The 24,125-nt window shown below is 62.6% G+C and carries 28 protein-coding genes; 13 read left to right on the top strand and 15 right to left on the bottom strand.

What is annotated here, in order from left to right:
- Positions 1–5: 5 nt before the first annotated feature.
- A complete protein-coding gene (locus tag CV770_RS43475) occupies positions 6–206 on the bottom strand; it encodes a hypothetical protein (RefSeq protein ID WP_080686878.1) in 201 nt (66 codons plus the stop codon).
- 150 nt (positions 207–356) lie between these two features.
- Here CV770_RS43475 and CV770_RS41785 point away from each other — a divergent pair, with 150 nt between their 5' ends.
- The 3 genes from CV770_RS41785 to CV770_RS42785 all read left to right on the top strand — a co-directional run bounded on the left by CV770_RS41785 (position 357) and on the right by CV770_RS42785 (position 1,776).
- The gene (locus CV770_RS41785) at positions 357–539 is read left to right on the top strand and encodes a zinc ribbon domain-containing protein (RefSeq protein ID WP_146101369.1); all 183 of its coding nucleotides are present in this window, start codon (positions 357–359) and stop codon (positions 537–539) included.
- A gap of 719 nt (positions 540–1,258) precedes the next feature.
- Positions 1,259–1,570, top strand: a complete 312-nt coding sequence (locus CV770_RS27940; protein ID WP_104464661.1) for a DUF736 domain-containing protein — start codon at positions 1,259–1,261, stop codon at positions 1,568–1,570.
- A 62-nt stretch (positions 1,571–1,632) separates the two neighbouring features.
- Positions 1,633–1,776, top strand: a complete 144-nt coding sequence (locus CV770_RS42785; protein WP_201760074.1) for a hypothetical protein — start codon at positions 1,633–1,635, stop codon at positions 1,774–1,776.
- Positions 1,777–1,802: 26 nt separating this feature from the next.
- Here CV770_RS42785 and CV770_RS27935 read toward each other — a convergent pair whose 3' ends face one another.
- Together CV770_RS27935 and CV770_RS44285 are read right to left on the bottom strand one after the other, a co-directional pair.
- On the bottom strand, positions 1,803–2,108 hold the full coding sequence (locus tag CV770_RS27935) for an HU family DNA-binding protein (RefSeq protein ID WP_104464660.1): 306 nt from the start codon (positions 2,106–2,108) through the stop codon (positions 1,803–1,805).
- Entirely contained in the window at positions 2,105–2,317 is a 213-nt protein-coding gene (locus CV770_RS44285; RefSeq protein ID WP_502693617.1) for a hypothetical protein, read from the bottom strand. The genes CV770_RS27935 and CV770_RS44285 overlap by 4 nt, the downstream gene beginning before the upstream one ends.
- Positions 2,318–3,209: 892 nt before the next feature.
- Between CV770_RS44285 and CV770_RS27920 the strand changes: the two genes are divergently transcribed.
- The 4 genes from CV770_RS27920 to CV770_RS27905 all read left to right on the top strand — a co-directional run bounded on the left by CV770_RS27920 (position 3,210) and on the right by CV770_RS27905 (position 6,957).
- A complete protein-coding gene (locus tag CV770_RS27920) occupies positions 3,210–3,971 on the top strand; it encodes a ParA family protein (RefSeq protein WP_104464658.1) in 762 nt (253 codons plus the stop codon).
- The gene (locus CV770_RS27915; protein WP_104464657.1) at positions 3,961–4,941 is read left to right on the top strand and encodes a ParB/RepB/Spo0J family partition protein; all 981 of its coding nucleotides are present in this window, start codon (positions 3,961–3,963) and stop codon (positions 4,939–4,941) included. Before CV770_RS27920 ends, CV770_RS27915 begins: the two co-directional genes overlap by 11 nt.
- Positions 4,942–5,365: 424 nt before the next feature.
- Complete coding sequence (locus tag CV770_RS27910; protein WP_104464656.1) at positions 5,366–5,884, top strand: plasmid mobilization protein; 519 nt, start codon at positions 5,366–5,368, stop codon at positions 5,882–5,884.
- Positions 5,881–6,957 (top strand): relaxase/mobilization nuclease domain-containing protein, encoded by a 1,077-nt coding sequence (locus tag CV770_RS27905; RefSeq protein WP_104464655.1) that lies wholly within the window; start codon positions 5,881–5,883, stop codon positions 6,955–6,957. Before CV770_RS27910 ends, CV770_RS27905 begins: the two co-directional genes overlap by 4 nt.
- Positions 6,958–7,277: 320 nt before the next feature.
- Here the strand turns inward: CV770_RS27905 and CV770_RS27900 are convergent, their stop codons facing one another.
- From CV770_RS27900 to CV770_RS27880, 6 genes are all read right to left on the bottom strand, one after another.
- Complete coding sequence (locus tag CV770_RS27900) at positions 7,278–7,787, bottom strand: Lrp/AsnC family transcriptional regulator (RefSeq protein WP_104464654.1); 510 nt, start codon at positions 7,785–7,787, stop codon at positions 7,278–7,280.
- A 52-nt stretch (positions 7,788–7,839) separates the two neighbouring features.
- Positions 7,840–7,992 (bottom strand): hypothetical protein, encoded by a 153-nt coding sequence (locus CV770_RS42215; RefSeq protein WP_161500036.1) that lies wholly within the window; start codon positions 7,990–7,992, stop codon positions 7,840–7,842.
- Between the two features lie 213 nt (positions 7,993–8,205).
- Complete coding sequence (locus CV770_RS27895) at positions 8,206–8,532, bottom strand: hypothetical protein (RefSeq protein ID WP_104464653.1); 327 nt, start codon at positions 8,530–8,532, stop codon at positions 8,206–8,208.
- A 25-nt stretch (positions 8,533–8,557) separates the two neighbouring features.
- Positions 8,558–9,373 carry a MetQ/NlpA family ABC transporter substrate-binding protein gene (locus CV770_RS27890; RefSeq protein WP_104464652.1) on the bottom strand — a complete coding sequence of 272 codons (816 nt, stop codon included), beginning with the start codon at positions 9,371–9,373 and terminating at the stop codon, positions 8,558–8,560.
- 50 nt (positions 9,374–9,423) lie between these two features.
- Positions 9,424–10,767 (bottom strand): LLM class flavin-dependent oxidoreductase, encoded by a 1,344-nt coding sequence (locus CV770_RS27885; protein WP_104464651.1) that lies wholly within the window; start codon positions 10,765–10,767, stop codon positions 9,424–9,426.
- A 45-nt stretch (positions 10,768–10,812) separates the two neighbouring features.
- Positions 10,813–11,634 (bottom strand): class I SAM-dependent methyltransferase, encoded by an 822-nt coding sequence (locus CV770_RS27880; RefSeq protein ID WP_104464650.1) that lies wholly within the window; start codon positions 11,632–11,634, stop codon positions 10,813–10,815.
- Positions 11,635–12,011: 377 nt separating this feature from the next.
- Between CV770_RS27880 and CV770_RS27875 the strand changes: the two genes are divergently transcribed.
- From CV770_RS27875 to CV770_RS27855, 5 genes are all read left to right on the top strand, one after another.
- Positions 12,012–13,583, top strand: a complete 1,572-nt coding sequence (locus CV770_RS27875; RefSeq protein ID WP_104464649.1) for a flavin-containing monooxygenase — start codon at positions 12,012–12,014, stop codon at positions 13,581–13,583.
- Between the two features lie 166 nt (positions 13,584–13,749).
- The gene (locus CV770_RS27870) at positions 13,750–14,676 is read left to right on the top strand and encodes a TauD/TfdA dioxygenase family protein (protein ID WP_104464648.1); all 927 of its coding nucleotides are present in this window, start codon (positions 13,750–13,752) and stop codon (positions 14,674–14,676) included.
- 22 nt (positions 14,677–14,698) lie between these two features.
- Positions 14,699–15,757, top strand: coding sequence for an ABC transporter substrate-binding protein (locus CV770_RS27865; RefSeq protein WP_245453880.1), 1,059 nt, complete (start codon positions 14,699–14,701; stop codon positions 15,755–15,757).
- A complete protein-coding gene (locus tag CV770_RS27860; protein ID WP_104464647.1) occupies positions 15,754–16,614 on the top strand; it encodes an ABC transporter ATP-binding protein in 861 nt (286 codons plus the stop codon). Before CV770_RS27865 ends, CV770_RS27860 begins: the two co-directional genes overlap by 4 nt.
- Positions 16,607–17,473, top strand: coding sequence for an ABC transporter permease (locus tag CV770_RS27855; protein ID WP_104464646.1), 867 nt, complete (start codon positions 16,607–16,609; stop codon positions 17,471–17,473). The genes CV770_RS27860 and CV770_RS27855 overlap by 8 nt, the downstream gene beginning before the upstream one ends.
- Positions 17,474–17,533: 60 nt before the next feature.
- Here the strand turns inward: CV770_RS27855 and epsC are convergent, their stop codons facing one another.
- Genes epsC through CV770_RS27825 form a run of 6 tightly spaced genes read right to left on the bottom strand, consistent with a single transcriptional unit; the run spans position 17,534 to position 22,940 of the window.
- Complete coding sequence (epsC, locus tag CV770_RS27850; RefSeq protein ID WP_104464645.1) at positions 17,534–18,484, bottom strand: serine O-acetyltransferase EpsC; 951 nt, start codon at positions 18,482–18,484, stop codon at positions 17,534–17,536.
- 39 nt (positions 18,485–18,523) lie between these two features.
- The gene (locus CV770_RS27845; protein ID WP_104464644.1) at positions 18,524–19,096 is read right to left on the bottom strand and encodes a flavin reductase family protein; all 573 of its coding nucleotides are present in this window, start codon (positions 19,094–19,096) and stop codon (positions 18,524–18,526) included.
- 47 nt (positions 19,097–19,143) lie between these two features.
- The gene (locus CV770_RS27840) at positions 19,144–20,376 is read right to left on the bottom strand and encodes an acyl-CoA dehydrogenase family protein (RefSeq protein WP_104464643.1); all 1,233 of its coding nucleotides are present in this window, start codon (positions 20,374–20,376) and stop codon (positions 19,144–19,146) included.
- Between the two features lie 20 nt (positions 20,377–20,396).
- A complete protein-coding gene (locus CV770_RS27835) occupies positions 20,397–21,401 on the bottom strand; it encodes an NrtA/SsuA/CpmA family ABC transporter substrate-binding protein (RefSeq protein WP_104464642.1) in 1,005 nt (334 codons plus the stop codon).
- Entirely contained in the window at positions 21,394–22,146 is a 753-nt protein-coding gene (locus tag CV770_RS27830; protein WP_104464641.1) for an ABC transporter ATP-binding protein, read from the bottom strand. The genes CV770_RS27835 and CV770_RS27830 overlap by 8 nt, the downstream gene beginning before the upstream one ends.
- Positions 22,143–22,940: an ABC transporter permease subunit gene (locus CV770_RS27825; RefSeq protein WP_104464676.1), complete on the bottom strand. Its 798-nt coding sequence runs from the start codon at positions 22,938–22,940 to the stop codon at positions 22,143–22,145. Before CV770_RS27825 ends, CV770_RS27830 begins: the two co-directional genes overlap by 4 nt.
- A 339-nt stretch (positions 22,941–23,279) precedes the next feature.
- Between CV770_RS27825 and CV770_RS27820 the strand changes: the two genes are divergently transcribed.
- On the top strand, positions 23,280–24,125 hold an 846-nt coding region (locus CV770_RS27820), incomplete at its 3' end, for an LLM class flavin-dependent oxidoreductase (RefSeq protein WP_104464675.1).

Here is a 24,125-nt window from a genome sequence, read left to right as displayed (position 1 = left end):
ATTCGTTAAGCTTCGCCGGAGCCGGAAAACAGGACCGTCGGCGGCGTCGCACGCGGGGGCGGGATGGATCGACCGCCTCCGGATCCTGGTCTGCTCTTGAGGTCGTATCGTTGGGCCAGGTCAAGCAACCGCCGCCTGGTGAACGGGTCCGCATTCTCGGCCAAATCGCGCGCCCGCTGCGCGAAGCCTCTGTAGAAATCTTCCACGACGCCACCCCCGCAACTTCACTGAAGGCTCAATTTCCCGCTTGACCGGCTGCGCGTCAAGGGAGCGGGACCTATCCGGACAGATTTCGGCGCTCACCGCTTGAGTCCGGGGGCCGCAAGAAAGTAGGCTGTGCTCGGCAGGGAAAATCGATGGCTGCGCTAAATTTGAACCGCAAGCTATGCCCGTCGTGCGGAAAGGCAATGACGGCCATTCCCGACGATGTCGCCGATGGGCGGCAGCGCTACGTTTGCCTTGCCTGCGAGGACGATCCGCTGCACAACCCCGCCGCCCAGAAGTGGGCGGATAGCCCGCTGCGGCCGCCGGCTAAATAGGGTCTGATCGAAATCGAGCCCGGCAGCCGGATTGTTCCCGAGACCGATTGTGCTCACAAAGCTATCCAACGCTGCGGCGTTGCAACGGGCACTTCCGGCTTCTTTCCAGCGCGCGCGCCGACGTTATCATCGCGGAGTCGGCGGCCGGCGTGTCCTCCGATGCTGGCATCTGTTTGACGACTTGCAGGGCGGTCGATCGCATGGATGCGAAAGCAAGGCGAGGTTGCATCCAAATGGCGAGTACGTCGGCAGCCTCGCAATCGATCTTGCGATGGCGACTTCGACAGATCCGCCGATATTGCCGAAAGCGACGATCTCCATTGCAAGTGAATGACGCCGGACCTGGTTGGCCTGCTTAAGGTGAACTGCGTTTTGCTGCTACGCCCGTTGCCTTGAGATCCGAATGGCTAAACCGATTAGGGCCGCCTGTCTTCATTCCATGTGTTTTCCCGATGGGCGCACCCATCTGCGTCCTCGATAGAGGCTGGTCTGACCGAAGGCCGATCCCGCTTCGCGCGCTCTCGATCTTGTCCCCGCAACGTCCGTCCTCGACTTTCTTCCCCTGGCGCTGCGCACCATTCCTCGCGGTCCAAGAAAGTCGCTGCCGGCCGCCCTCCATTTCATTTCGGCCCTACGGGTGCAGGTCGATCGCCTCCGGTCTCACGACCGCCATCGAGGTCGCGATAGGCGCGGCCCGAGAAAACCAAGGGAATGAGACAATGGCTACCATCGGCACCTTCACCTCCACGGGCAATGGCTTCTCCGGCGCGATCAAGACGCTCAACCTCAACGTCAAGGCCAAGCTGATCCGCGTCGAAAACCCTTCCGACAAGGGACCGCACTTCCGCATCTACTCGGGCAACGTCGAGTTGGGTGCGGCCTGGCAGAAGACCGCCAAGGAGACCGAGCGCGACTACCTCTCCGTCAAGCTGGACGATCCGAGCTTCCCCGCTCCGATCTACGCCACCCTGACCGAGGTCGAGGGTGCCGAGGGCCTCCAACTGATCTGGTCCCGGCCGAACCGGGACTGAAGCTCAGCTAGCGGGCTCCGCCGCACGGCGGGGCCCGCTTCCCTTCGAGAGGAAATGCGATCATGACCATCGACACCCTTGAAGAATTGCGCGCCGAGCTGCGCGAATGCGTATTCACGCCAACGGAGCGCAAGTCGCTCGAACGCGAGCTGGCCGAACTCATGCGCCAACGCAACGAAGCGCTCGCAGCCGAGGAGGGGGCATAAGGGCATAAGCCCCCCTGTCTTGCGACTTACGATGCGTCGTCGCTCGGGGCCGCTCCTCCGTTCAGAACATCCTTGATGGCTTTGGCAGGCGTAAAGGTCAGCTTCCTGGAAGCCGCGATCGCAATCGTTGCGCCGGTGGACGGATTGCGGCCTTCACGCGCGGGGCTATCCTTGACCTTGAACTTGCCGAAGCCTGGAAGGCTCGTCTCGGCCCCGCTTACGGCCGCATCAGCGATCGCCTTGAACACCTTATCGACGATGGTTTTCGCCTGAGCCTTTGTCAGGTCATTCTCGGTTGCAATCTTTTCGGCGATCTCATTGGCAGTCGTCATGAGACGAACTCCGTCTTGTTTCGATTTTGCTCGTCTGACATCAAAGCAGTGGAACAGATAGAACTGATTTCACATGCGGAGCCACAGTCCCGAAAAATTGTCAGACTATGACAGGTTTCCGTCACTGCAGCGTAACCGCGCCTCTGCTTGGCACGCTCCAGCCGTCGGAACGCTTCGATCGCCTTTGCCCTGCCATCGAAGGTCTGCATCGTCTGGCTATTCGTGCCGATCCGGCACAATTGCGGACCAGCGACATTTCTCCGAATAAGGTCGGCTGCGTGGATAGCGCACAAAACCGCCGCATATTGCGAGCGGCATCGATGCGGCGCAGATGAAGCGGTTCTGGTTTGGGTTCCAGCACGGGCGAATTCTTGCTTCCATCGCAAGAGCCGTCCAGGGAGTTTTACGAATCGACCGGGCAGATCGATTCATTTATCGATAGGTCAATGGCGCCGAAAATGCCGGGACTTATCGATGGATTAAGCCTTTCCTCAACGGACACTTCGCTATCGGGATGCGCGCGTCGCAATGCCTAGCTTGCAATTGCCCCGGTCTTTATCGCAACAGCATGCGGTGGAAGGTCGGCCTTTGATTCAAAGCTTCCTACGGCCGGTGTTTGGTGTGTCGGCACTTTGTCGCTACGGCGGGCGGCGTCGATAGGGTCAACACGAATCTTTCTCGCGATACGTAAAACGTATTTCCTTCGATGCAGATAGCCCTCGCGTAGAAGAAGTCGTTCCAGCTTCTGCACTCTTTCAGCAGTGTGCGCTTGGGCGAGCCCCTCCGGGGACGGCTCTACTCGCGCCGCCGCGGCGACGCTCCCGGAGCCCACAAGCGGTCTCCGCGCATTCGCGTGACGATCCTCTCGCGATCGTGTTGTGGTTGCCGGGCACCAGCATGAGCTCTGTCTCGCTTCCCAGAAGCTGCTCCTCCCGATGACTATGGACTGACCTGTCTCTTCTGGCAGGGGAATCACCGGATGAATTCCGGGATCGTTCCCACGATCGGATTCGCAATCGCTGTTGGTTCAAACCAACATCCCCCACGTCATGATGGACGATGGACACCCCTCGCGCCGTCAAACCCATTTCGGACCCTAATATGAAGACCATTGTCATCAACAATCAAAAGGGTGGGGTCGGCAAGACGACTCTTGCTGTGCATTTGGCTTGGTTCATGGCGGAAACGAATCTCCGCGTTCTCGTGATCGACGTTGATGCGCAGAGCAATGCGTCGGATACGCTGAGGCAGTACGCCGGGTCAACGTTAGCCGCGGATTTGTTCAAACCGGGGATACGGGTCGTACCGCGAGCCGATGAAGGCCTGACGCTCGCGCCGGCCGATAGCTCATTGACTGATCTAGATCGGAGCAATGCGGCCGCCATAACGACTCTGCAAGAGAACCTGGCGATCGCGTCGGATCAGTTCGATGCCTGCGTCATCGATACGCCGCCGTCACTTGGACTTCGCAGTGTCGGCTGTTTGGTTGCGGCGTCGCATGTGCTGGCCCCTATCTATCTGGAGGACTATTCGATCAAGGGCGTCAAAGGTCTGATGCAGACCGTGATCGGCGTGCAGAGGCGCTATGGCCGTCAGGATACGAAGTTCCTCGGGTTGCTGCCCTCGAACTTCAACACGAAATCGCCCCGTCAAAGGACGCATCTTGAGCAACTCTTGCGCGAGGCTGGCAAATATGTGTTCCCAGGCCAGATCGTTGCAAGGGACGGATACGCTGAAGCCGTCGCGGAACGCCTGCCGGTCTGGAAGCTGAAGCGCCGCTCTGCGCAGGAGGCTGGTCGCGAGATCCGCGATGTTCTCGCCAAGATCGTCGCGCAGATGAACGAGTCGGCACATGGCGCTTGATCTCAGCTTCAAGCAGCTCATCGCCGCGGCGGAAGATGGGGCTGCCACAATCGGGCAACCGACTTGCATCTCGATCGACCGTATTGACGAAGATCCGGACCAGCCCCGTCGCAGCTTCTACGAACAAAAGATCGAGGAGCTTACGCAATCGGTCCTTCAGCACGGCGTGCTGCAACCGATTGTGCTGCGGCAAGCGACCGAGGAGGGCCGGTACGTGATCGTCATGGGTGCGAGGCGGTATCGTGCTGCTAAGCGCGCCGGGCTCCCGGACATCCCGGCTTTCATTCATGCGGCTGGTTCTGCGGATCGTTATGTTCAGATGATCGAGAATATCCAGCGCGATGACCTCAATGCCCCCGAAATTGCGGCGTTCATCGCGGACCGCTTGGAGCAGGGTGATAACCAAGCTGACATCTCGCGCAAGCTTGGCAAACCCAGGGACTGGGTGTCTCGCTACGCGTCGGTCCAGAATATGCCGGAGTTCCTCCGCTCGAAGCTTGCAGGCTCGTCAATCCGCGCTGTGTATGAACTCTATCAAGCCTGGCGCGAGCAGCCCAACGCCATTGAGACTTTATGCGCAGCACAGGAAAGCTTCACCGACGCGCACGCCCGCCAACTGGCTCGCCAAGTTCGCTCGAAAGTGCGGGGGTCCCGTGCTGATGACGAAGGGGCTCCTCGAGCTCAACCACCACGAGGCCCGGTCGCACCGCAACTGGCAGCGCAACCCTTGGAGAGAGGCGGTGAGACGGCGAGAGCGGAAAGGCGCCCGTACTCTTCGGTCGATCGGAGCGAGCGAATGAGCACATCACCAACGATCAGAGTGCGTCACAAAGATCGCACCGGCTGTCTTCTGGTGGATCGACTCGCGTCTCGAGGCTCACGCCATGCCGTGCTGCTGATCGATGGCGCAGAGGAAGCGGAAGAGGTTCTGGCATCGACGATCACGATCGAAGAGATCCTATCGGCATGAAGCTGGTCTTGAACAGCCTCCTCAGAAACACTGCTGCAGTTGGTGCGCCGGCGGAGTGGATTTCCCATCCGAAGGATGGCGCGTTAGCGCAGCAGCCGGAGGCCGAACGCGCCCCCCACAGCGCTGTAGAGAGGCCGGAGGCTGCTGGTAAGCCGCGGTCCACGTATTCGGTGCCAGTGTTGCGAATCTGCCTGCACGGTGTTCGTGGAGTACAAGCACTAAGGGTGACGGCTACGTCATTCCCGGAAGAGCTCTCCTCATCGACCGTCGGCTGGGTTGGATCTCACCTGCAGCAAATGCCGAGTCTTGACTGCCGAGCCCGATGGTTTGAACCAACATGGAGGGGGTGGAGGGATTTTCGCTTTCTAGTGCAGGATAGGCTTCGCGCCAGCGATGTATTACATCGCGATTGGGATTGGAGCGCATGGCTCTGATCTCGCTTCGCGTCTCCGACGAAGTCGCGGCGCAGTTCTCAGTTCTTGCAGCTACCCAAGGCGGAAAATCCGCGCTGCTGCGGCGTCTCATTGCTGATGCACTTTCTGCACCAGCGCCACGCATCTTGGCGTTGCCGGTCGGACGGCCGGAGAAGGTGACGGTGCGGTTTCGCGAGAGCGAGATGCAGCAACTCGCGGAGGTCTCGCATCAGCGTGGCATGACGCGAACCGGCTGGATTGTCGCTTTGGTGCGCTCGCGATTGGGATCGCCCGTGCAGCATTCCCCGCACGAGCATGAGGCGCTCCGCGCGATCGTTCGCGAGCTCAACCGGATTGGCGGCAACATCAATCAGATTGCGCGTGCCGCAAACACCAGCGTGCTGCAGGGCAGGGTGGTTGAGCCAGATTTGTCGGTAATTCAAGAAGCCAAATCGGTCGTCGAAAGAGAGCTCGCGCAGTTGCGTAGCGCGCTGCACGGCAACGCGGATTATTGGGATGGACAGCGATGACCCGGCGCTCGCCGCGGCCGACCGGCCTGGCCTCCGAACTTCCGCCGATCTCGTATGTCTGGGAGACGCCCATTCGGCGCCCGCGGCGGGCCGAGTGGGATATCCCAGATCCGGCCTCTCCAGGCCGCCTTACGCCGGCGATGCGTGCAAAGCTCGGACGCATCGTGCGCCGAGCAGCAGAGGTGATGGTCAAGATCACCGGTCGCACCAAAGTCGTGGCGCATCTCAAGTCGCACCTTGCATATATCACGCGAAACGGCGAGCTCGACGCAGAAACAGAGGAGGGCGCGACGCTGGCGGGTCGTTTGGGATTGAAAGACCTGCAGCAACGCTGGGAGGATGATGCCGGTCTCGACAACAAGCGCCGCCGCGACGGATCGCTTTCGGTCAACATCATTCTGTCAATGCCGGCTGGTACCGATGCCGTCGCGGTCAAGGATTCAGCCCGGGCATTTGCCATCGAGACGTTTGGCTACAATCATGACTATGTCTTTGTCCAGCACCTCGACGACAAGCACCCCCACGTACACTTGACCGTTCGGTCACTGGGCCACGACGGCAAGCGCCTCAACCCGCGCAAGGCGGATCTTCAGGCCTGGCGGGAAAGGTTTGCTGGCGAACTCCGGCTGCGCGGGATCAAGGCCGAGGCAACGCCGCGGAGAACCCGCGGACGGGTTCGAAAGGCCGACCGCGGGGCAGTTCTCGCTATGCGCAAGCGAAAGATCATGCCCGATGTCGATCGGCTCGCCCGTAAGGAGGTGCTTTCGGAGGTGAGGAGGGGCAAGACTGCCAAACCCCCTTGGGACGAACAGATAAAGACACGTCAGGAAGCGATCCGCCGGCGTTATCTCGACTATGCCGCCGAGCTACACCGCTCTGGAGTGGCAACGGATCACGAGCTGGCGCGACAGATCCGGCAATTCGTCAAAGACATGCCTGCCGTCGAAACCCAAAGGCATGCGCTGAAGAACGAGCTTTCGGAGTTTGCCAGTACTCGGCGCCGGGACGCGAAGCAGGAGGAGGTCGATGCAGTGGGGCACGACAAAACACGAGGCAACGAGCGGACCAGATAGACGAATGCAGGAATCATAATTCTGGGGTCGGGGGTTCGAGTCCTTCTCCCGCTACCAAACGTACGATTTTGTACGCCAACCTACGATTTGCTGCGATCCAGTGCGCGAGATGATCATGCAACGTCGCCGCCGGCGATCGTTTCCTGTCGAATGGCAGCACCCGCGATCTAGTCTAATAAGGACCGATGGAGAAGAGCAGCCTCGTGATCGACACTGTTGGGTCGCTCGTCGCGAGCCGCGCAAAGGTCTGATAGGGGCGCCGGCAAAATTGCGCACACCTCCTTAGTCGCAGATGACCCGGCATCGAGGAAGGTGAGACCTCAATCCGCCGCCACCGCCGGGATCGGCAGGGCCGTGATCGACTTGATCTTTTCCATCGCAAAGCGTGAGGTGACGTTTTTCAGCGGCACGGCGTGGATCAGCTTCCTGTAGAACACGTCGTAGCTCTGCATGTCGGGGATCACGACGCGCAGCATGTAGTCGACGTCGCCGGCCATCCGGTAAAATTCCATCACCTCGGGCATGGCGCGGACCGCATCGGCGAAGCGCTTCAGCCAGGCATCCGAGTGGTCGGCGCTTTCCACCGAGACGAACACTGAAAGGCCAAGCCCGATCTTGTTCTGGTCGACCAGCGCAACCCGTCTCAGGATCACGCTGTCGGCCTCGAGGCGCTGGATGCGCTTCCAGCATGGCGTCGAGGAAAGGCCGACCCGCTCGCCAATTTCCGCAACCGAGAGCGAAGCGTCCTCCTGGAGAACCACCAAAATCTTGCGGTCGATGGCGTCGAGACGGCGGCCGGTATCGGCGAGCTGCAACGCAGCGTCGGTCATGTCAGAAACCTCAGTGTGGGGGAAAAGTCGGGCGCGCGGCGATTGCCTGTGGTCAGCCGTGAGGCCCGAACAGGAAAATCTCGTAGAGATCGTCCTGCCTGTTGTCCGGGCCGCCTGTCCGCGGCCGCAACGAGCGCTGGAACCATCCGCGTGCCTGTTCGATCGAACGAGCGAAGCCTGAACGCAGTGAGACGACGTAGCTCATGTTCACTCCGGACAACGGTGTAAGGCGAGAACTCGGCAATGCTATCACGGCAGGGACGGCGTTGAACATTGCTAGACACCCGCAAGGGCCAATTTGGTTGAATCGTGCTGAGGTTGTCGTGCGCGCGGGCAGGAAATTCCAATGCGCCCGATCGCGAGGGGCGATTTTGATGTCGCCTGCGAGGCCAAAAGCCTCGAAGACGTGGTCGTGCCGCTAGTTGGTCGTCAGCAGAGCGAGCACGTCGGCGTGCCGCAGCCGTTGCGCGGAACCGAGGTTCGACGGCCTGCGACAGGATTCCGATGCTGGATAAAGCATCGGCATGCCCATGCTTCCGGACACGACATACGGCAGGACCTGGTCGGCTTGCCCATGTAGATGCGCGCCGGTTACGATGCCGAGCGCGAACAGGAAAGTGATCACCAGGATCAGCGGCAGGATGAAGGCCTCGCGGATGCCGATTTGATCAGTCACCGCTCGCGCGTTGACCGCGCACTCGGCGACGGAACGCCGGCTGGCCCATTCGAGTGTGAATTCGAACATGTGCTGTGCGTGTCCCGCGGTTCGCTCACTTCATGTAATCAGGCAACGTGAACCCGTCATAGAAGCGGTCGGCCAGGATCGCGGTCTTGAACGCAGGCGACTTGTATCCGGCGACGATATCCTGGGCCCAATCGGCATTGGCGTTGGCCTTCTTCACCGCGAGCACGTTGACGTAGGGCGTCGTCATCTTCTCCAGTGCGAAGGCATTGGTCAGCTTCAGCCCGCTGAAGATTGCGAAATTTCCCTGGACGGCAGCGAAGTCGACATCTTCGAGCGCACGGGGCGCCTGCGCGGCTTCGAGCGGAACGATCTTGATGCCGCCGGGGTTCTTGATGACATCGAGCTCGTTGACGTCGACCGGCTTGCTGTCGCGGATCTCGATCAGGCCGAGGTCGCGCAGCACCCACAGCGCGCGCTGCAAATTGACCGGATCGTTCGGCACCGCGACGCTCGAACCCGGCTTGATCGGTGTGCCCAGCGGGTGCTTCTTCGAATAGAGGCCCATCGGCGGGGTGGGGACGTGAACGATGCCGACGAGATCGGTCTTCTGCCGCTCGTTGTAGGAGTCGAGAAAGATCGTGTGCTGCATCACATTGGCGTCGATCTCGGACTTGAACACCGCGTTGTTGGCTTCAAGCCCAGTCGAGAACTCGACGTAGCGAATGTTGTAGCCCTTCTTCTTCAGCTCGGGCTCGACGCCGATCTTGAACTCGTCGATGTACGGCCCCGGCACGAAGCCGACCCTTAGTTCGGGCTTTGCGGGTTGCTGGGCCGAGGCATCTCCGGCGGCAAAGGGGGAGAGAGCCAAAAGTCCGGAGAGGAGAAATAATGCTGTCTTCATTTTTACGGCTGCTTGATGGTTCGAGTGTGGAGTGGTGGGAAGAATAGCTATCAGGCGATCGCCTTGACTGCGTTGGCGTAGACGCTCTCCGGCCGGGTCAGGCCGTAGTGCTCGCGCAGCGTGGTACCGGTGTAGTCCTCTCGGAACAGGCCGCGCTTGCGCAGGATCGGGACGACCTGTTCGGCGAAGGTGTCGAGGCCGCCGGGCAGCCAAGGCGGCATGACGTTGAAACCGTCGGCGGCGCTGCTCTCGAACCAGGTCTGGATGTTGTCCGCGATCTTCTCCGGTGTCCCGGCGATCACCCAATGGCCACGGGCACCGGCGAGACGCTGCACCAGTTGCCGGATGGTCGGTTGCTCGCGATCGACGATATCGACAACGAGCTTGAACCGGCTGGCGACGCCGCACGCGCTGCTGGTGTCGATCAGATGCCGCGGGAACGGGCCGTCGAGATCGTACGCCGACAGATCGAGGCCGATCATCTGGCGAAGCTGCGTCAGGGAATATTCCGGCTGGATCAGCTCGTTGAACTCGTCCTGAAGGCGATCGGCTTCGGTTTGCGTGCTGCCGATGAAGGGGCTGATGCCGGGCAGGATCTTGACCTGGTCCGGGCTGCGGTCAAAGAGGCGCGCCTGTTTCTTGACGTCGACGTAAAATTCCTGCGCGCTCGCAAGCGTCTGATGCGCGGTGAAGATCGCCTCGGCGAACTGCGCGGCAAAGGCGCGGCCGTCGTCGGAGGATCCGGCCTGCACATAGACGGGGCGGCCCTGCGGCGTGCGCGAGATGTTCAGGGGGCCGCGGACACGAAAATGCTTGCCGACGTGGTTGAGCGTGTGGATTCTGCTGGTGTCGGCGAAGATGCCGGAGGCGGGATCGTTGACAAGCGCGTCATCCTCCCAGCTGTCCCAGAGCCGCGAGATCACATCGAGATATTCGCGGGCGCGCTCGTATCGCTCATGGTGCGGCGGATGTTCGGGCAGACCAAAGTTCTGCGCGGCCTGCGGCGCGCTGGTGGTGACGATGTTCCAGCCTGCGCGGCCCCGGCTCAGATGGTCGAGAGAGGCAAACAGGCGGGCCAGATTGTACGGCTCGGTGTAAGTCGTCGACGCAGTCGCGATCAGCCCGATGCGGCTGGTGACGGCCGCGATCGCCGCGAGCCAGGTGATCGGCTCGAAGCGAAAGCGCTGGGCATAGCGGACGTTGTCGGCCAGTGCCGGGCCGTCGGCAAAGAAGATAGCGTCGAACCTGCTCGCTTCGGCCCGCTGCGCCAGCTCCTGGTAGTGGGTGATGTCGAGAATGCGGTCTGGCTCCGATCCCTTGTACCGCCAGGCGGCCTCGTGATGACCACCGGGATAGATGAAGAGATTGAGAACAAGCTGCCGTTGGTTGCTCATGGTGCGAATGTCCGGATGCGATGGCCGAGGTCAGAGGTGAGGCGCTTAGGAAGCCGAAGCGGGCTTTCGTGTGAAAGCGAAGCGCAGGTATCGCTCCAGCCGCAGTCCTTCCGGCGTGCGCCTGGCCTCGACCAGCCTCGCAAAGGTCCGCCGGACCGCGTCCCGTTCGGCCGGGGAAAAGCCCTCGAGGAAATTTCCGAATGCGCTAGCCTCGGACCATCCGAGCACCGAATCGACGCCGTCGTGAAGATCGACGAGCGAGCGCAGGTCACTCCGGTAATCGACGAATCCGGCCCCGGCGAAGAGAGCCTTGAGCTCCTCGTCGGTTGCTCCCAGCACCCGGTACGACTCACCGCTCCTCTCGGCGAAGCCGGCGAGCTCGATCGCCTGGCGCAGCAAGGTGCGCGACTGATGAGGCTTCGACGGATCCTGCACATTCAGCCCGAGCCGGCCTCCGGGCTTCAAGACGCGGTGAATTTCGTGCAGCGCCCGCTGCTTGTCAGCGATCCAGTGGAAGACGCTGTTGAGGTAGACGACATCGAATTCAGCAGGTGCAAACCGTGCCAAATCTTCGGCACGGCCGACGCTGAAAGCCAGCGTCTTCGACTCGCGAAGGCGCGCGATGGCAATCCGGTTCTCAAGAGGATCGATGCCGATCACGCGGCCATCTGGACCAACCAGGCTGCCGACGAATTCGGTCAGTCGGCCCGTGCCGGCGCCGATGTCCAGGACACGGTCTCCGCTCTTCAACGCAAGGGGGCCGATCAGGAACTTGCCGTGGTGAAATTGGAGAATGCCGGCCTGCTCATAGGTGCGCGCAAGCTCGGGCGTGTCCCGTTCGAGGCTGATGACGCCAGGTGACGACATGTGATTTCCCAAAGGTCTCCGCCAGCGCGCGGTTGCACGGCGCGATCAGGCTGGACTCTATGTCGCGAGCAACAGCAATGTCGATGAAATGAATTTACGTTGTTGGCATCGATGCGAGCATGAATCTAACGACGCTGCCGGGGAATATAGACGAAGCTGCAAGTGGAGTTTTCGTGGGCAAACCGTGACTCCGGTTGATCTGTTCGTCGCCGTGCATGAGGGATGTCGCGCCTTCAACGTAAATCTTTCAATGGGTCCCGACGCCGCGATGAATTCGTTGTGTCGGTCGGTAAACAAAGCAGATTCCATTTCATTGACTGAACGCCGTTCGCTTCTACGATTTGACGGCATCTGATGCTCTCAAATCCGGGTGCGATATGTTTCAATCCGATGTCGATGCCGCCGCTCGTGAAACACTACGCCTGATCGGGCCCGATCCGCAGAACTGGGTCCCGGATCGTGACGGCGTCGATCACAACGTCGCCGTCATCGGTGGCGGGCAGTCCGGAAGCACGTTTGCCTTTGCATTACGCCGTGCCGGAATCGGCAGGGTCACGGTGATTGACGCTGCCGATGGCCCCGCTTCGTCCGGCCCCTGGTTGACCAGCGCGCGTATGCACAAGCTGCGCACCCCGAAGGGTCTATCAGGGCCGGAGCTCGGTCTCCCGGGGTTGAGCTTCCAGGCTTGGTATGAAGCGCATCGTGGAGTAGCTGCGTATGAAGCGCTCGATCGCATTCCTCGGGTGGAGTGGGCGGCTTATCTCGATTGGTACCGCAAAACGCTCGGCATCGAGGTGCGCTATCGGACGCGGCTCGTTCGCATCGAACCGCGGGGCGAGCATCTGCGGCTGCATCTGGACGTCGGTGGAACGGCGAAAACGGAAACGGCGCGCAAGGTCATTCTGGCCAGCGGCTTCCCCAGCAACGGCGGCCCCGCCATTCCGGACGTGCTTTCGCGTGGTCTGCCAAAGCATCTCTACGCTCACACATCTGAAGCGATCGATTTCGAACGACTGCGCGACAGGTCTGTCGCGGTACTGGGCAGTGCGGCATCCGCGTTCGATGTCGCGGCTGTCTCGCTGGAGGCCGGGGCGAGAGAGGTGCATCTCTTTGCGCGACGTGACAGGCTTGCATCCGAGCCCGTGATCAGAACGCGCGGATATCCGGGCGCGTACGACAATTATGGTTCGCTCTCCGACGAGGTGCGTTGGCACCAGGCCGTTCGCTTTCGCCGCGCGGGATCGACGCCTCCGCCCGATGCGATCGCGCGTGCGGCGAAGTTTGCAAATTTCCATCTTCATCTGGCCGCCCCGTGGATTTCGGCAAGGCCATTCGGGCAACGGCTGCTGGCGACAACGCCGCAGGGCGACATCGCTTTTGATTTCGCCATCGCGGGTACCGGCTACCAGGTCGATCTCGCCCAGCGGCCGGAACTGGCCGCCTTCTCCGACGAGATAGTGTTGTGGCGCGACCGTTTCGCGCCGCCGGCGGACCAAACGGACGAGACCCTTGGCGCGCATCCCTATCTCGGAGCGGGTCATGAATTTCTGGAGAAGCAGCCCGGCCGCGCGCCTTATCTGCGGAACATTCACGTCTTCAACCCCGCGGCGTTCGTGAGCTTCGGTTTGCCGATTGGAGACGTCCCGAGCTTCAAGCGCGATATTCCGGGTGTCGTCGCGCGGATCAGTCGCGATCTCTTCCTGGACGATCTTCCGGCGCATGAGGCGCGGATCAATGGAGCGATCGCCGATGATTTCGAGCCAACATTGTATGCGTCCTCCGTCTGGCGCTCGCCGAACAGCGTCGCCGCAGAATGGGGGAGAGCGCAAATAACAACCGGGCATGCCATAGCCGCGGGCGCATCTGTTTCCCGCTTGCGTTCAACTTTGGAAGCTATTTCCGAAGTCCTTGAGTTAGCATCGTGTGACTTAACGGAAGGGCTGCATTGATGCAGTCCTCGAAACAAGATCCCCAGACGCGATTGTCGCCAGAGCAGACGGCAATCCCGCAAGAGGATTGATCACAACATTTTGCGGTTTTTGCTCCGTCATAGCAGCAGCGATCGGCGAACGGCGGAGCTTTGTTCAAACGGATCGCGGTCTTGGGGAAGATGACATGACGGACGCAGCCACCATCGACAACGTCATTCCGCGCGCTGACATTGTCAAGCGATCGGCGCGCATCGGGGCGGAGGTCAAGAACATCAAGCTCTCCGGCGATCTGCCGGATCAGACGATCGCGGCGATCAACCAGGTGCTGCTCGAGCACAAGGTCATCTTCTTCCGCGACCAGGGCCATCTCGACGATGCCGAGCAGGAACGCTTTGCCCATCGGCTCGGCAGGTTGGTGCCGCATCCAACGGTCGGCGCCACCAAGGGCACCGCATCGATCCTGGAACTGGATTCCGGGCGGGGCGGCGGCCGTGCCGACCAGTGGCACACCGACGTCACCTTCGTCGACGCCTATCCCAAGATCTCCGTGCTGCGCGGCGTGGTGATTCCCGAGTTCGGCGGCGACACGATCTGGTCGAACACGGCGGCGGCCTATCTCGATTTGCCGGCGCCGCTGCGCAAGCTCGCGGACGAGCTCTGGGCGGTCCACAGCAATGCCTATGACTACGCGGTCAAGACCCGCGCGAGCGAGGCGGACCGGAAGCATTTCGAGGAGGTCTTCACCGGCACGATCTACGAGACCGAGCATCCCGTCGTTCGCGTCCATCCCGAGACCGGCGAGCGGACGCTGGTGCTCGGCAATTTCGTCCAGCGCTTCGTCGGCCTGCCGAAATACGACAGCCAGAAGCTGTTCGACCTGTTCCAGTCACATATCACCGCGCCCGAGAACACCGTGCGGTGGAGCTGGCGGCAGGGGGACGTCGTGATCTGGGACAACCGTGCCACCCAGCATTATGCCGTCAACGATTACGGCGACCAGCACCGCGTCGTCCGGCGCGCCACCCTCGACGGCGAGGTTCCGGTCTCGATCGATGGCCGCCAGAGCGTGACCCGCATCAAGGCGACGAAGCCGCAGGCGAAGGCCGCCTGAAACGAGCGATGGAGTGAACACAATGAAAATCGCTATCTCTGCGCTGCGTCGCCTGGTTGCCGGTCTGCGCGCAAGGCGCCGGCAACTCGGGCTTGCGGCCCTCGGGCTGACGGGGCTCGTCGGCAGCGCGATGGCCGAGCCGCAGCTCGAAAAGGCCGAGATCCGCTACCAGGGCTGGGCCGGCCAGGTATCCTTCATCGAGCTGGCCGACGACCTCGGCTATCTCGCCCCGCTCAAGCTGAAATGGATCGGTAACACCATCAGCGGTCCGCAGGACATCCAGACGGTCGTCACCGGCGACATCGATATCGGTGGCGCATTCTATGGCGCGATCATCAAGCTGATCGCAGCCAAGGCGCCGATCAAGGCGGTGGTCGGCTACTACGGATCGGACGACAACACCTATAACGGCTACTACGTGAAGGAGGACAGCCCGATCAGGACCGCGCGAGACTTGATCGGCAAGAAGGTCGCGGTCAATACGCTGGGCGCGCATGTCGAGTTCGTCTTGCGCGAGTACCTGGCCCGCAATGGCCTGACGCCGGCCGAGGCGAAGCAGGTGACGCTGGTCGCGATCCCGCCAGTCACCGGCGAGCAAGCCTTGCGGCAGGGGCAGGTCGAGGTCAGCACGCTCAGTGGCGTGCTGCGCGACAAGGCGCTTGAGCGCGGCGGCATCCGCAGGCTGTTTGCGGATACGGACATCTTCGGAAATTTCACCGGCGGTTCCTACGTGCTGCGGGACAAGTTCATCAAGGACAATCCCAACACCTCCCGCAAGCTGATCGAGGGAATCTCCCGGGCCATCGCCTGGGCGCAGACGACGCCAACGGAGGAGGTCCGCGCCCGCTTCGAGCGCGTTATTGCCGAGCGCAAGCGGAATGAGGACGCCACGCCGATCAAGTACTGGAAGAGCACCGGTGTTGCGATCAAAGGTGGGCTCATCGGCGACGCCGAGCTCCAGGTGTGGATCGACTGGCTTGTCAAGGACGGTCTCCTCAAGCCGGACCAGCTCAAGCCGTCGGATATCTACACCAACGCGTTCAACAACTTCCGTCCCGGCAAGACCGCGGAGGTCAAATGAGCACGGCGAAAATCCGCTTCGAGCATGTCCGGAAGGAGTTTCTGGTCCGCGGCAAGGATGGCGGGCCGGCGCAGCGTTTCACCGCGCTGGACGACATCACGCTCGATGTTCGTGCCGGCGAATTCCTGGCGCTGGTCGGGCCGAGCGGCTGCGGCAAGTCGACCTTGCTGGACCTGCTCGGCGGTCTGACGGCGCCGAGCAGCGGGCGCATCCTACTCGACGGCAAGGTCATCGAGGGGCCGGCGCGCGATCGCGGTATCGTGTTCCAGCAATACGCGCTGTTTCCCTGGCGGACAGCCGCGCAGAATATCGAGTTCGGGCTCGATATTGCAGGGCTCAGAGCGCGGGAGCGGCGGGAGCGGGCGCTGCATTACCTCGACCTGGTCGGGCTTTCCGGTTTTGCCGACCGCTACCCGCACGAGCTCTCCGGCGGCATGAAGCAGCGCGTCGCGATTGCCCGTAGCCTCGCCTACGATCCCGAAGTGCTGCTGATGGACGAGCCCTTTGCAGCACTTGACGCACAGACCCGCGAGACGCTGCAGGGTGAGCTGTTGCGGATCTGGCGCAGCACGGGAAAGACGATCCTCTTCATCACCCACGGCATCGATGAAGCCGTCGTCCTCGGTCAGCGCGTGGCGGTGATGACCTCGCGTCCGGGCCGTATCAAGCAGATCGTCGATGTCCCCGACGAGCTTCACAGCGAGACCGAGGACGTTCGTTCGCTGCCGGAGTTCGGGCGTGTCAGACACGAGGTGTGGTCCTTGCTGCGCGACGAGGTATTGAAGGCGCAAGGATCGCTTGTGCCTGCATCGGAAGGTGAGCGCGGCGCAAAGGCGAAGGAGTTGGCTCATGTCTAATCTGGAGATCCTGACGCTGCTGGAGCTGGCACAGGGGAGCCCGAAAGACCGGGCCGCACAGCGTGCCGGCGCGTTCGCCACGGCGGCGGGCGGCTTCGCACGATGGTTCGGCGCCATCGGACAGCGATCGCTGCTGCTGTTGCTGTTCCTGGTGGTATGGGAGCTGACGCCGCGGCTGGGCCTGGTCGACGTGACCTTCCTACCACCGTTCTCGGAAGTGCTCGCCGCGGGCTGGCAACTCGCACAGACCGGCGAGCTTTACGACGACGTCGCCGCGAGCCTGCTCAGGGCCCTCAGCGGGTTCCTGATCGCGGTCGCTCTGATGGTGCCGCTGGGTCTGCTCACGGGATGGTACGCCCGGCTCGGCGACGTCCTGAATCAGACCATCGAGATTGCGCGCAACACAGCGCCGCTAGCGCTGCTGCCGGTCTTCATCCTGCTGCTTGGGATCGGCGAGCTCTCGAAGGTCACGATGGTGATCTATAGCTGCGCCTGGCCGCTGCTGCTGAATACGATCGCGGCTGTCCGACAGGTTGATCCGCTGCTGGTCAAGTCGGCACGGACGATGGGCGCGACGCCGAGCCAGCTCTTCCGGAAAGTGATCCTGCCGGCGTCGCTGCCGACCATCTTCGTCGGCATTCGGCTGGCGAGCGCCTCGGCAATGCTGGTGCTGGTGGCGTCCGAGATGGTCGGCGCGAAGTCGGGGCTCGGCTATCTCATCATCAACAGCCAGTACAGTTTCCTGATCCCGCAGATGTATTTCGGCATCCTCGGGATCACGGTGATCGGCCTCGCCTTCAACGCCATCCTCGAGGCGCTGGAGCGCCGCCTGATGCGCTGGAAGGCGCCGGCCAAATAGCGTTTTCGAGCGAAGTGGATACCGGTTCGCGTCACGAAAACGCGTTAAAAACAAGAAGCTCTAACCCTGCTTGTTGCGGGCGGTGGCCTGCGTCACGATGCTGTTCGGCGGCACGTCCTTGGTCACCCAGACGTTGCCGCCGATGGTCGCGCCCCGGCCGATGGTGATGCGGCCGAGGATGGTCGCGCCGGCATAGATCACGACGTCGTCCTCGACGATCGGGTGCCGGGCGTCGCCTTTGATCAGATGGCCATCGTCGTCAGTCGGAAAGTGGCGGGCGCCGAGCGTCACGGCCTGATAGATGCGGACATTGTCGCCGATGATCGCAGTTTCCCCGATGACGACCCCGGTGCCGTGATCGATGAAGAAGCCGGAGCCGATGCTGGCGCCGGGGTGGATGTCGATGCCGGTCCTGGTATGGGCGATCTCCGCCACCAGCCGCGCGATCAGCGGGGCGCCGAGCTGATGGAGGAGATGGGCCAGCCTGTGATGGATGATCGCGGTCATCCCGGGATAGCCGATCAGGATCTCCGGAAAGTTCCGGGCTGCGGGGTCGCCGACGAAGGCGGCGCGGAGATCGCTGATGATCAAGCCGCGCACGCCGGGGAGCCGTGAGGCGAATTTGCGCGTCAGCTCGATCGCATCGTCGCGGTGGAAGCCGGCCGTGAGCTCGTTGCCGATGAACAGTGCGGCGCGGTGAGCCTGATCACACAGGCTGTCGAGCGCGGCGCTGAGACGATTGCCGACAAAATAATCGATATTCTCGCCGTCGAGATCGAACTGGCCGTAGTGGCGCGGGAACAGCGCCTCGGTCAGTCCGTCCAGGATCGCCTGGAGCGCTTCGCGTGAGGGGGCACGGCGGGCCTCGCCATCACGACGAATGCTGTGGGTCTCCTCCCGGGAGACTCGGAGCGCGGCGACGAGCCGGTCGAGGTGCCAGCGCTTCTGCGCGGGGCCATCGGAGTTGCGGGTTTCGTCGTCGGACGGTTCGTGGGGAATCTCGTGCTTCATGCCGCCTCAACCCATCGTTGGTAATGTCGAACGATGATGTCACCTGACATGCGCCAGGGGAATACTGATTTCGGCGAGCAGGTCGAGGTCGAAATCATGCTTGATCTCGACATACTGGCCGTTCCAGTAAACCAGCCCGGAGATTTCGGGCGACAGATCGAAGCTCAAGAGGCTTCCGACGATGATCCCGTGCGAATAGCGCTCGATGATCTCCTCGACGCGGCATTCGATGGTCGCGAGCGAATGACCGAGCAGGGGGACCCCCGACGTGCCGGCTGACCACGGAACGCCGTCGAAGCGCTGCGGCCCCTTGAGGCGTCCGTTGCTGAATCGGTCCGCGAGCTCCTGCTGGTCGGAGCCGAGGATGTTGACGCCGAACGAGCCGAGGCGCTCGATCAGCGCGAAGGATGACGCCTGCCGGTTGACGCTGACCAGCACCCGCGGCGGGCTCGCGCTCAGCGACGTCAGGGACGTCACGGTCATCCCCGTGATGTCGTCGTCGCGCCCGGCCGTGATGATGCTGACGCCGCCGGCGAGGCGGCGCATCACCGCGCGGAACTGGTGTTCGATCTCGTTGCTGTCAGTGACGAGATGGATGTCCGACCTTCCCATGTCTGTCTCTCCTTGCGTCGGACCGTCGAATGAAGGCGTCTGCCTGCCTAGAAGAAGCCCTTCGCCGGCAATGGCGTGCCGTTGATCTCGTGCTCACCGATCGAACGCGCCTTGTAGGTGGTCGGATTGTGCGAGGAGAGCGTCCGCGCGTTGCGCCAGTGGCGATCGAAATTGGTCACCTTCTTGGTCGCCGATGCGCCGCCGACGTCGAACAGCAGGCTGCCGCCGCGGATGGCGAAATCGTCCGCGATGATCTTGGCCTTGGCCGAGAGCAGGGCGGCAGTGTGCGCCGCTTCGGCGGCGTTCGCCGCGCCGGCATCGAAAGCATCGGTCGCAACGTCCAGCGCCTCGGCGGCCGCCAGCACCACCGTCTCGGCCGCGAAGGCGCCACTGGCGATCTGGCCAACGGTCTGCTGAAGCAGGGGGTCGTCGGTCGGAATCTCGTTCGGCGCATAGTAGAAGGTGCGCTTGCGCGAGCGGACAAGTGCGGTGGCGTCGCGCAGCGTGGCGCGCGCGATGCCGGCAACGATCGCGGTCAAGAAAAGCTGCGTGAATGTGTTGGAGTAGGGTATGCCATAACCCGCGTCCGGTGCGTCGAACACGATCTCCTGGCGCTTGACCCTGACATTGCGGAAGTGGGTCGTGCCGGTCGCCGTCAAGCGCTGGCCGAGCCCATCCCAATCGTCGACCAGCTCGATCCCGTCGCGCGTGATCGGGAGGATCGCGGCGCCGCTGGTGCCGGAGGGATCGGCAGCGCGGACCAGGACGTAGTCCGAGTACAAGGTGCCGGTGCTGTAATATTTGGTGCCGTTCAGGAGGTAATTGCCATCACCGTCAGGCGTGAACGTCGTGCCCGGGGTGACATTGCCGACGCGCGGGCTTTCGAGCTCGGTGGTGGCGAGCCCGATGATCGCGCCCTCGGCGACGGCCTTCTGCCAGTCCCGGCTCTGGTCGTCCCTGGGCGTACGCACCAGCCGCTCGACCACGCTGAAATGGTTGCGCAGGATATGCGCGACATTGGCGTCGGCCTCGCCGAGGCGGATCACGAAGGCGAAGAGATCGCGAATCGAGCTGCCCGCGCCGCCAGCATCAACGGGAAGCCGCAATGCGCCGAGACGCGCGCGGCGGATGAGGTCGATCGCATCGTACGGAAGAACGCGGTCGCGCTCCCGCGCACTCGCTCCCTCCGCGATCTGGTTGAGCAGCGCCTCCAGCTCGGGGGATTGGGTCTTGAGCGGCTGCGAGGCCGTGAGCGAGGGGGCGGTGACGGGTCTGTTCATTAGCCTGCCTGTTCTTTTTCCTAGAGCTGCGCGAGGTGATCGGTCACCTTGACCGGCTCGGGCAAAACCTTGCGCGCGACGAGCCAGTCGGCGGCCTTTTGCAACTCGCCAATGAACTGCTCGTCGTTGACCGCGAAGTAGCGATATTGGCGCTTCAGAGCGATGAACTGGTCGCGGACCTCGTCGCTGTACTTGCCCACCTTCTGCGCAATGTGCTCGGCCTCGCTGGCGTTCTCCGAGATCCATTTGCCTTCGGCGCGGAACGCATCATTGACGGCGCGCACCAGCGCGGGATTGTCGGTCGCGAATTTGCGGGTGGTGAGGTAGGATGTGTAGTCGATCTGGAAGTCGAGATCGCGGCCTTCCAGGAAAATGTCGTGCGCCTTGTATTCGCGCCGGGCGATGTCGACGCCGGGGCTCCACATCGACCAGGCATCGACCTTGCCCGAGGCGAGTGCGGGCGCGGCATCCGGCGGGTTGAGATAAACGAACTTCACCGCGGAGCGGTCGACCTTGTGCTTCTCCAGTGCTGCCACCAGCAGGAATTCGCCGAGGCCCGAACGATTGACCGCCACCGACTTGCCGACGAGATCCTCGATCTTGTCGATGCCGGAGCCGTCCCTGGCGATGATCGCCGTGGTGCGCGGCTCGTAGACCACGAATTGCGTGAACACGAGCGGCGAGCCCGCGATGATCGCGGCCAGCGCCGGCGTGGTGCTGCCGCCGAAACTGAAATCGGCGCTGCCGCCGGTCACCGCCTGCAAGGTCGGCGCGTGGTTTGGGAACGGACCGAGCCATTCGACCTTGATGCCGTCCTTGGCCAGCACCTTTTCGAACGCGCCGCGCTCCTTGGCGATCAAATTCAGGCCGCTGAGTCCCCAGGTCAGGCGGACCGTATCGGTGGTGCGGCCGGTCGCGGCCTCGGCGAACTCGCCGATGTTCATGCCGGCGAGGGCGCCAATGCCGAAGGCTGCCGAGCCGAGGAAGCTGCGCCGGGTCGGTTTGGTGATCGTAGGGTCAGACATGAGGGCCTTCCAGAAACCTAGTTGGGGAGTGGGACGTTACGCCAAGCTCGCCGAGCAGCTCGGCACGCGAGATGGGCGTCGAGCCGTCACGCACGGCGCGGTGCTCGAAGGCAATGGCGCCGTTCCGCATCACCAGGATGCGATCGGCAAGCGCGATGGCCTCATCAACATCATGGGTGACCAGCAGAACGCTCGGCTGATGATTGGCGACGAGCACGCGGACGAGCTCGTGCATGCGGATACGGGTGAGCGCATCGAGCGCCGCAAAGGGCTCGTCGAGGAGCAGAAGCTCGGGCTGCTGGACCAGAGCACGGGCAAGCGCGACGCGCTGGGCCTGCCCGCCGGAGAGGTTACGCGGCCAGTCGTCGAGTCGGTCCCCGAGGCCGACCTCGGTAAGTGCCTCGGCGGCGCGCTCGCGCGCATCCGGCAATTGAAGGCCAAGCGAGACGTTACGCCAGAGGCTGTCCCACGGCAGAAGGCGGTGCTCCTGGAACACCACCGCCGGGCGGCGCGGCGCTACGATGCGCCCGCCCTGAATGGAATCGAGCCCTGCGAGTGCTCGCAGCAGCGTGGTCTTGCCGCAACCGCTCTCGCCCAGCAAGGCAACGAACTCGCCCCGCTCGATGCGCAGGTTCAGCTTTTCGATGACTACGCGGCTGCCGTAGCTGCGCATCAGGTTGCTGACGACAACGGCTGGTCCGGTCTCGAACGAGGCGGCTGACAGGGGGGCGACATGAGCGTTCATCGTGCTGCCCCGTAGTTCGGATGCCAGGCGAGCAGTCGCCGTTCGAGGAAGCGTGCGATGCTGTCGGCTGCGACGCCGATCAGCGCATAAATCACGATCGTCAGCACGATCACGTCAGTGCGCAGGAATTCACGCGCGTCCATGGCGAGAAAGCCGATGCCCGATTGCGCGCCGATGGTTTCGGCCACGACCAACGCGAGCCACGCCGTCGCCAGCGCGTAGCGGACGCCGGTCAGGATCGACGGCAACGCGCCGGGAAGGATGATCCGGCGGATCAGCTGAATGGAGCCCAGGCCCTGGACGCGGCCGAGCTCGAGCAATTTTGGGTCGACCTGCCGAATGCCGAGTACCGTGTTGATGTAGATCGGAAAGGTGACGCCAAGTGCGACCAGGAAGATCTTTTGCGTCTCGCCGACGCCAAGCCAGACGATGACCAGGGGCAGGACCGCGAGAAACGGAATTGCCCTGATCATCTGTACGCTGCGGTCGATCGCCGCTTCCGCGATCTTCGAGAATCCAACGAGAATGCCAAGCGTAGCGCCGACTGCGGTGCCGATTACAAAACCCGCTGCTGCTCGCAGCAGGCTTACGCCGAGATCGTTGAGCAGCGTTCCGGAGGTTGCCAGCTTGAACGCAGTCCGGATCACCTTGCTCGGCGCCGGAAGCACGTGTGGCGACAGCCATCCTGCCTGCGCCAGCCATTCCCAGATGACGACCAGCACGACCGGGGCGAGCCATGACAGCAACTGAAGGCCGCGCGCGCCGAGCACCCGTCTCGGTGCAGTTGAAGCGATCGCGTTTTCACCGCTTGGCGACGATCGATCGCTGTCCGCACCGATCACGGTGCGGTCGATGCCGCTCAGTTCAATATTGCTCAATACGTCAGACCTCGTTTCACGCACTGCGTTCGATGCAGGCGATGTGACGCCAACGACTTGCCATCGCACAAAATGTCCCACGAAATCGAGCGGACAGAAATAGAGCGCTATTTCAATTGTCATTCGCTTCGGAGTGATCTGCTGTCGTCACAGCGCGGATGCGCGACAAAGAAAATCTTTTGATGCCGGTCGGCTTGATCTTGCGTCAGCCATTGGCGAGAACGCGGAAGGTCAGGCAATTCACGGGAGAGCATGATGACGACGGCACCTCTTCGCTTCGGCATCTGGGCGCTTGTGCACGGTCCGCGCGCGGCGCATCAGGATCCGGAGGAACCCTATGATGCGTCATGGGAACGCAACCGGGATCTGGTGCTTGCCGCCGAGGAGCTCGGCTACGATTCGACGCTGATCGCGCAGCACACGATCAACCCGCACCAGGAAGATCTCGATCAGCTCGAGGCCTGGAGCGCGGCGGCTGCGATCGCCGCCTTGACCAATCGGATCGAGATCATCGCCGCGATCAAGCCGTATCTCTATCATCCCGTGGTACTGGCCAAGCTGGCACTCGGCATCGAGAACATCAGCCGCGGCCGCTTCGCGATCAATCTTGTCAATGCCTGGAACCGGCCGGAACTGGAGAAGGCCGGCATCGGCTTTCCCGAGCATGACGCGCGCTATGCTTATGGCCGTGAGTGGATATCGATCGTGTCGCGCTTGATGGAGGGCGAACGGCTCACCTATGCCGGAGAGCATTTTGACGTTCGCGATTACGCGCTGCGGCCGACGAGCCTCTATCGCAAGCGTCCGCTCATCTATGTCGGCGGAGAATCCGAGCCGGCGCGGTCACTGGTCGCCAGCCATGGCGACGTATGGTTCATCAATGGCCAGCCGCTGGAGGATGTCGCCGGCCTGATTGCCGACGTCGCGGCGCGGTCACGCGGGGATGCGGCGCCGCTGCGGTTCGGTCTGTCGGCGTTCGTGATCGCGCGCGAGACCGCGGAGCAGGCGCAGGCCGCTTACGAGCGGCTCCTGAATCTGGCCGCCAAGGACGCGCCGATGAAGGCGATCCAGAGGCAGAACACCGACCCCAAGGTCGTGATG

The organism is Bradyrhizobium sp. AC87j1 (assembly GCF_002936975.1).
Classification (GTDB): domain Bacteria; phylum Pseudomonadota; class Alphaproteobacteria; order Rhizobiales; family Xanthobacteraceae; genus Bradyrhizobium; species Bradyrhizobium shewense.
The sequence above is the reverse complement of the archived record's forward strand: the minus strand, read 5'-3'. Positions and strand labels throughout refer to the sequence as shown.

Coding starts and splice junctions, on each gene's coding strand:
- CV770_RS41785 (WP_146101369.1), top strand. CDS start 357: ATGGCTGCGCTAAATTTGAACCGCAAGCTATGCCCGTCGTGCGGAAAG.
- CV770_RS27940 (WP_104464661.1), top strand. CDS start 1,259: ATGGCTACCATCGGCACCTTCACCTCCACGGGCAATGGCTTCTCCGGC.
- CV770_RS42785 (WP_201760074.1), top strand. CDS start 1,633: ATGACCATCGACACCCTTGAAGAATTGCGCGCCGAGCTGCGCGAATGC.
- CV770_RS27935 (WP_104464660.1), bottom strand. CDS start 2,108: ATGACGACTGCCAATGAGATCGCCGAAAAGATTGCAACCGAGAATGAC.
- CV770_RS44285 (WP_502693617.1), bottom strand. CDS start 2,317: ATGCAGACCTTCGATGGCAGGGCAAAGGCGATCGAAGCGTTCCGACGG.
- CV770_RS27920 (WP_104464658.1), top strand. CDS start 3,210: ATGAAGACCATTGTCATCAACAATCAAAAGGGTGGGGTCGGCAAGACG.
- CV770_RS27915 (WP_104464657.1), top strand. CDS start 3,961: ATGGCGCTTGATCTCAGCTTCAAGCAGCTCATCGCCGCGGCGGAAGAT.
- CV770_RS27910 (WP_104464656.1), top strand. CDS start 5,366: ATGGCTCTGATCTCGCTTCGCGTCTCCGACGAAGTCGCGGCGCAGTTC.
- CV770_RS27905 (WP_104464655.1), top strand. CDS start 5,881: ATGACCCGGCGCTCGCCGCGGCCGACCGGCCTGGCCTCCGAACTTCCG.
- CV770_RS27900 (WP_104464654.1), bottom strand. CDS start 7,787: ATGACCGACGCTGCGTTGCAGCTCGCCGATACCGGCCGCCGTCTCGAC.
- CV770_RS42215 (WP_161500036.1), bottom strand. CDS start 7,992: ATGAGCTACGTCGTCTCACTGCGTTCAGGCTTCGCTCGTTCGATCGAA.
- CV770_RS27895 (WP_104464653.1), bottom strand. CDS start 8,532: ATGTTCGAATTCACACTCGAATGGGCCAGCCGGCGTTCCGTCGCCGAG.
- CV770_RS27890 (WP_104464652.1), bottom strand. CDS start 9,373: ATGAAGACAGCATTATTTCTCCTCTCCGGACTTTTGGCTCTCTCCCCC.
- CV770_RS27885 (WP_104464651.1), bottom strand. CDS start 10,767: ATGAGCAACCAACGGCAGCTTGTTCTCAATCTCTTCATCTATCCCGGT.
- CV770_RS27880 (WP_104464650.1), bottom strand. CDS start 11,634: ATGTCGTCACCTGGCGTCATCAGCCTCGAACGGGACACGCCCGAGCTT.
- CV770_RS27875 (WP_104464649.1), top strand. CDS start 12,012: ATGTTTCAATCCGATGTCGATGCCGCCGCTCGTGAAACACTACGCCTG.
- CV770_RS27870 (WP_104464648.1), top strand. CDS start 13,750: ATGACGGACGCAGCCACCATCGACAACGTCATTCCGCGCGCTGACATT.
- CV770_RS27865 (WP_245453880.1), top strand. CDS start 14,699: ATGAAAATCGCTATCTCTGCGCTGCGTCGCCTGGTTGCCGGTCTGCGC.
- CV770_RS27860 (WP_104464647.1), top strand. CDS start 15,754: ATGAGCACGGCGAAAATCCGCTTCGAGCATGTCCGGAAGGAGTTTCTG.
- CV770_RS27855 (WP_104464646.1), top strand. CDS start 16,607: ATGTCTAATCTGGAGATCCTGACGCTGCTGGAGCTGGCACAGGGGAGC.
- epsC (WP_104464645.1), bottom strand. CDS start 18,484: ATGAAGCACGAGATTCCCCACGAACCGTCCGACGACGAAACCCGCAAC.
- CV770_RS27845 (WP_104464644.1), bottom strand. CDS start 19,096: ATGGGAAGGTCGGACATCCATCTCGTCACTGACAGCAACGAGATCGAA.
- CV770_RS27840 (WP_104464643.1), bottom strand. CDS start 20,376: ATGAACAGACCCGTCACCGCCCCCTCGCTCACGGCCTCGCAGCCGCTC.
- CV770_RS27835 (WP_104464642.1), bottom strand. CDS start 21,401: ATGTCTGACCCTACGATCACCAAACCGACCCGGCGCAGCTTCCTCGGC.
- CV770_RS27830 (WP_104464641.1), bottom strand. CDS start 22,146: ATGAACGCTCATGTCGCCCCCCTGTCAGCCGCCTCGTTCGAGACCGGA.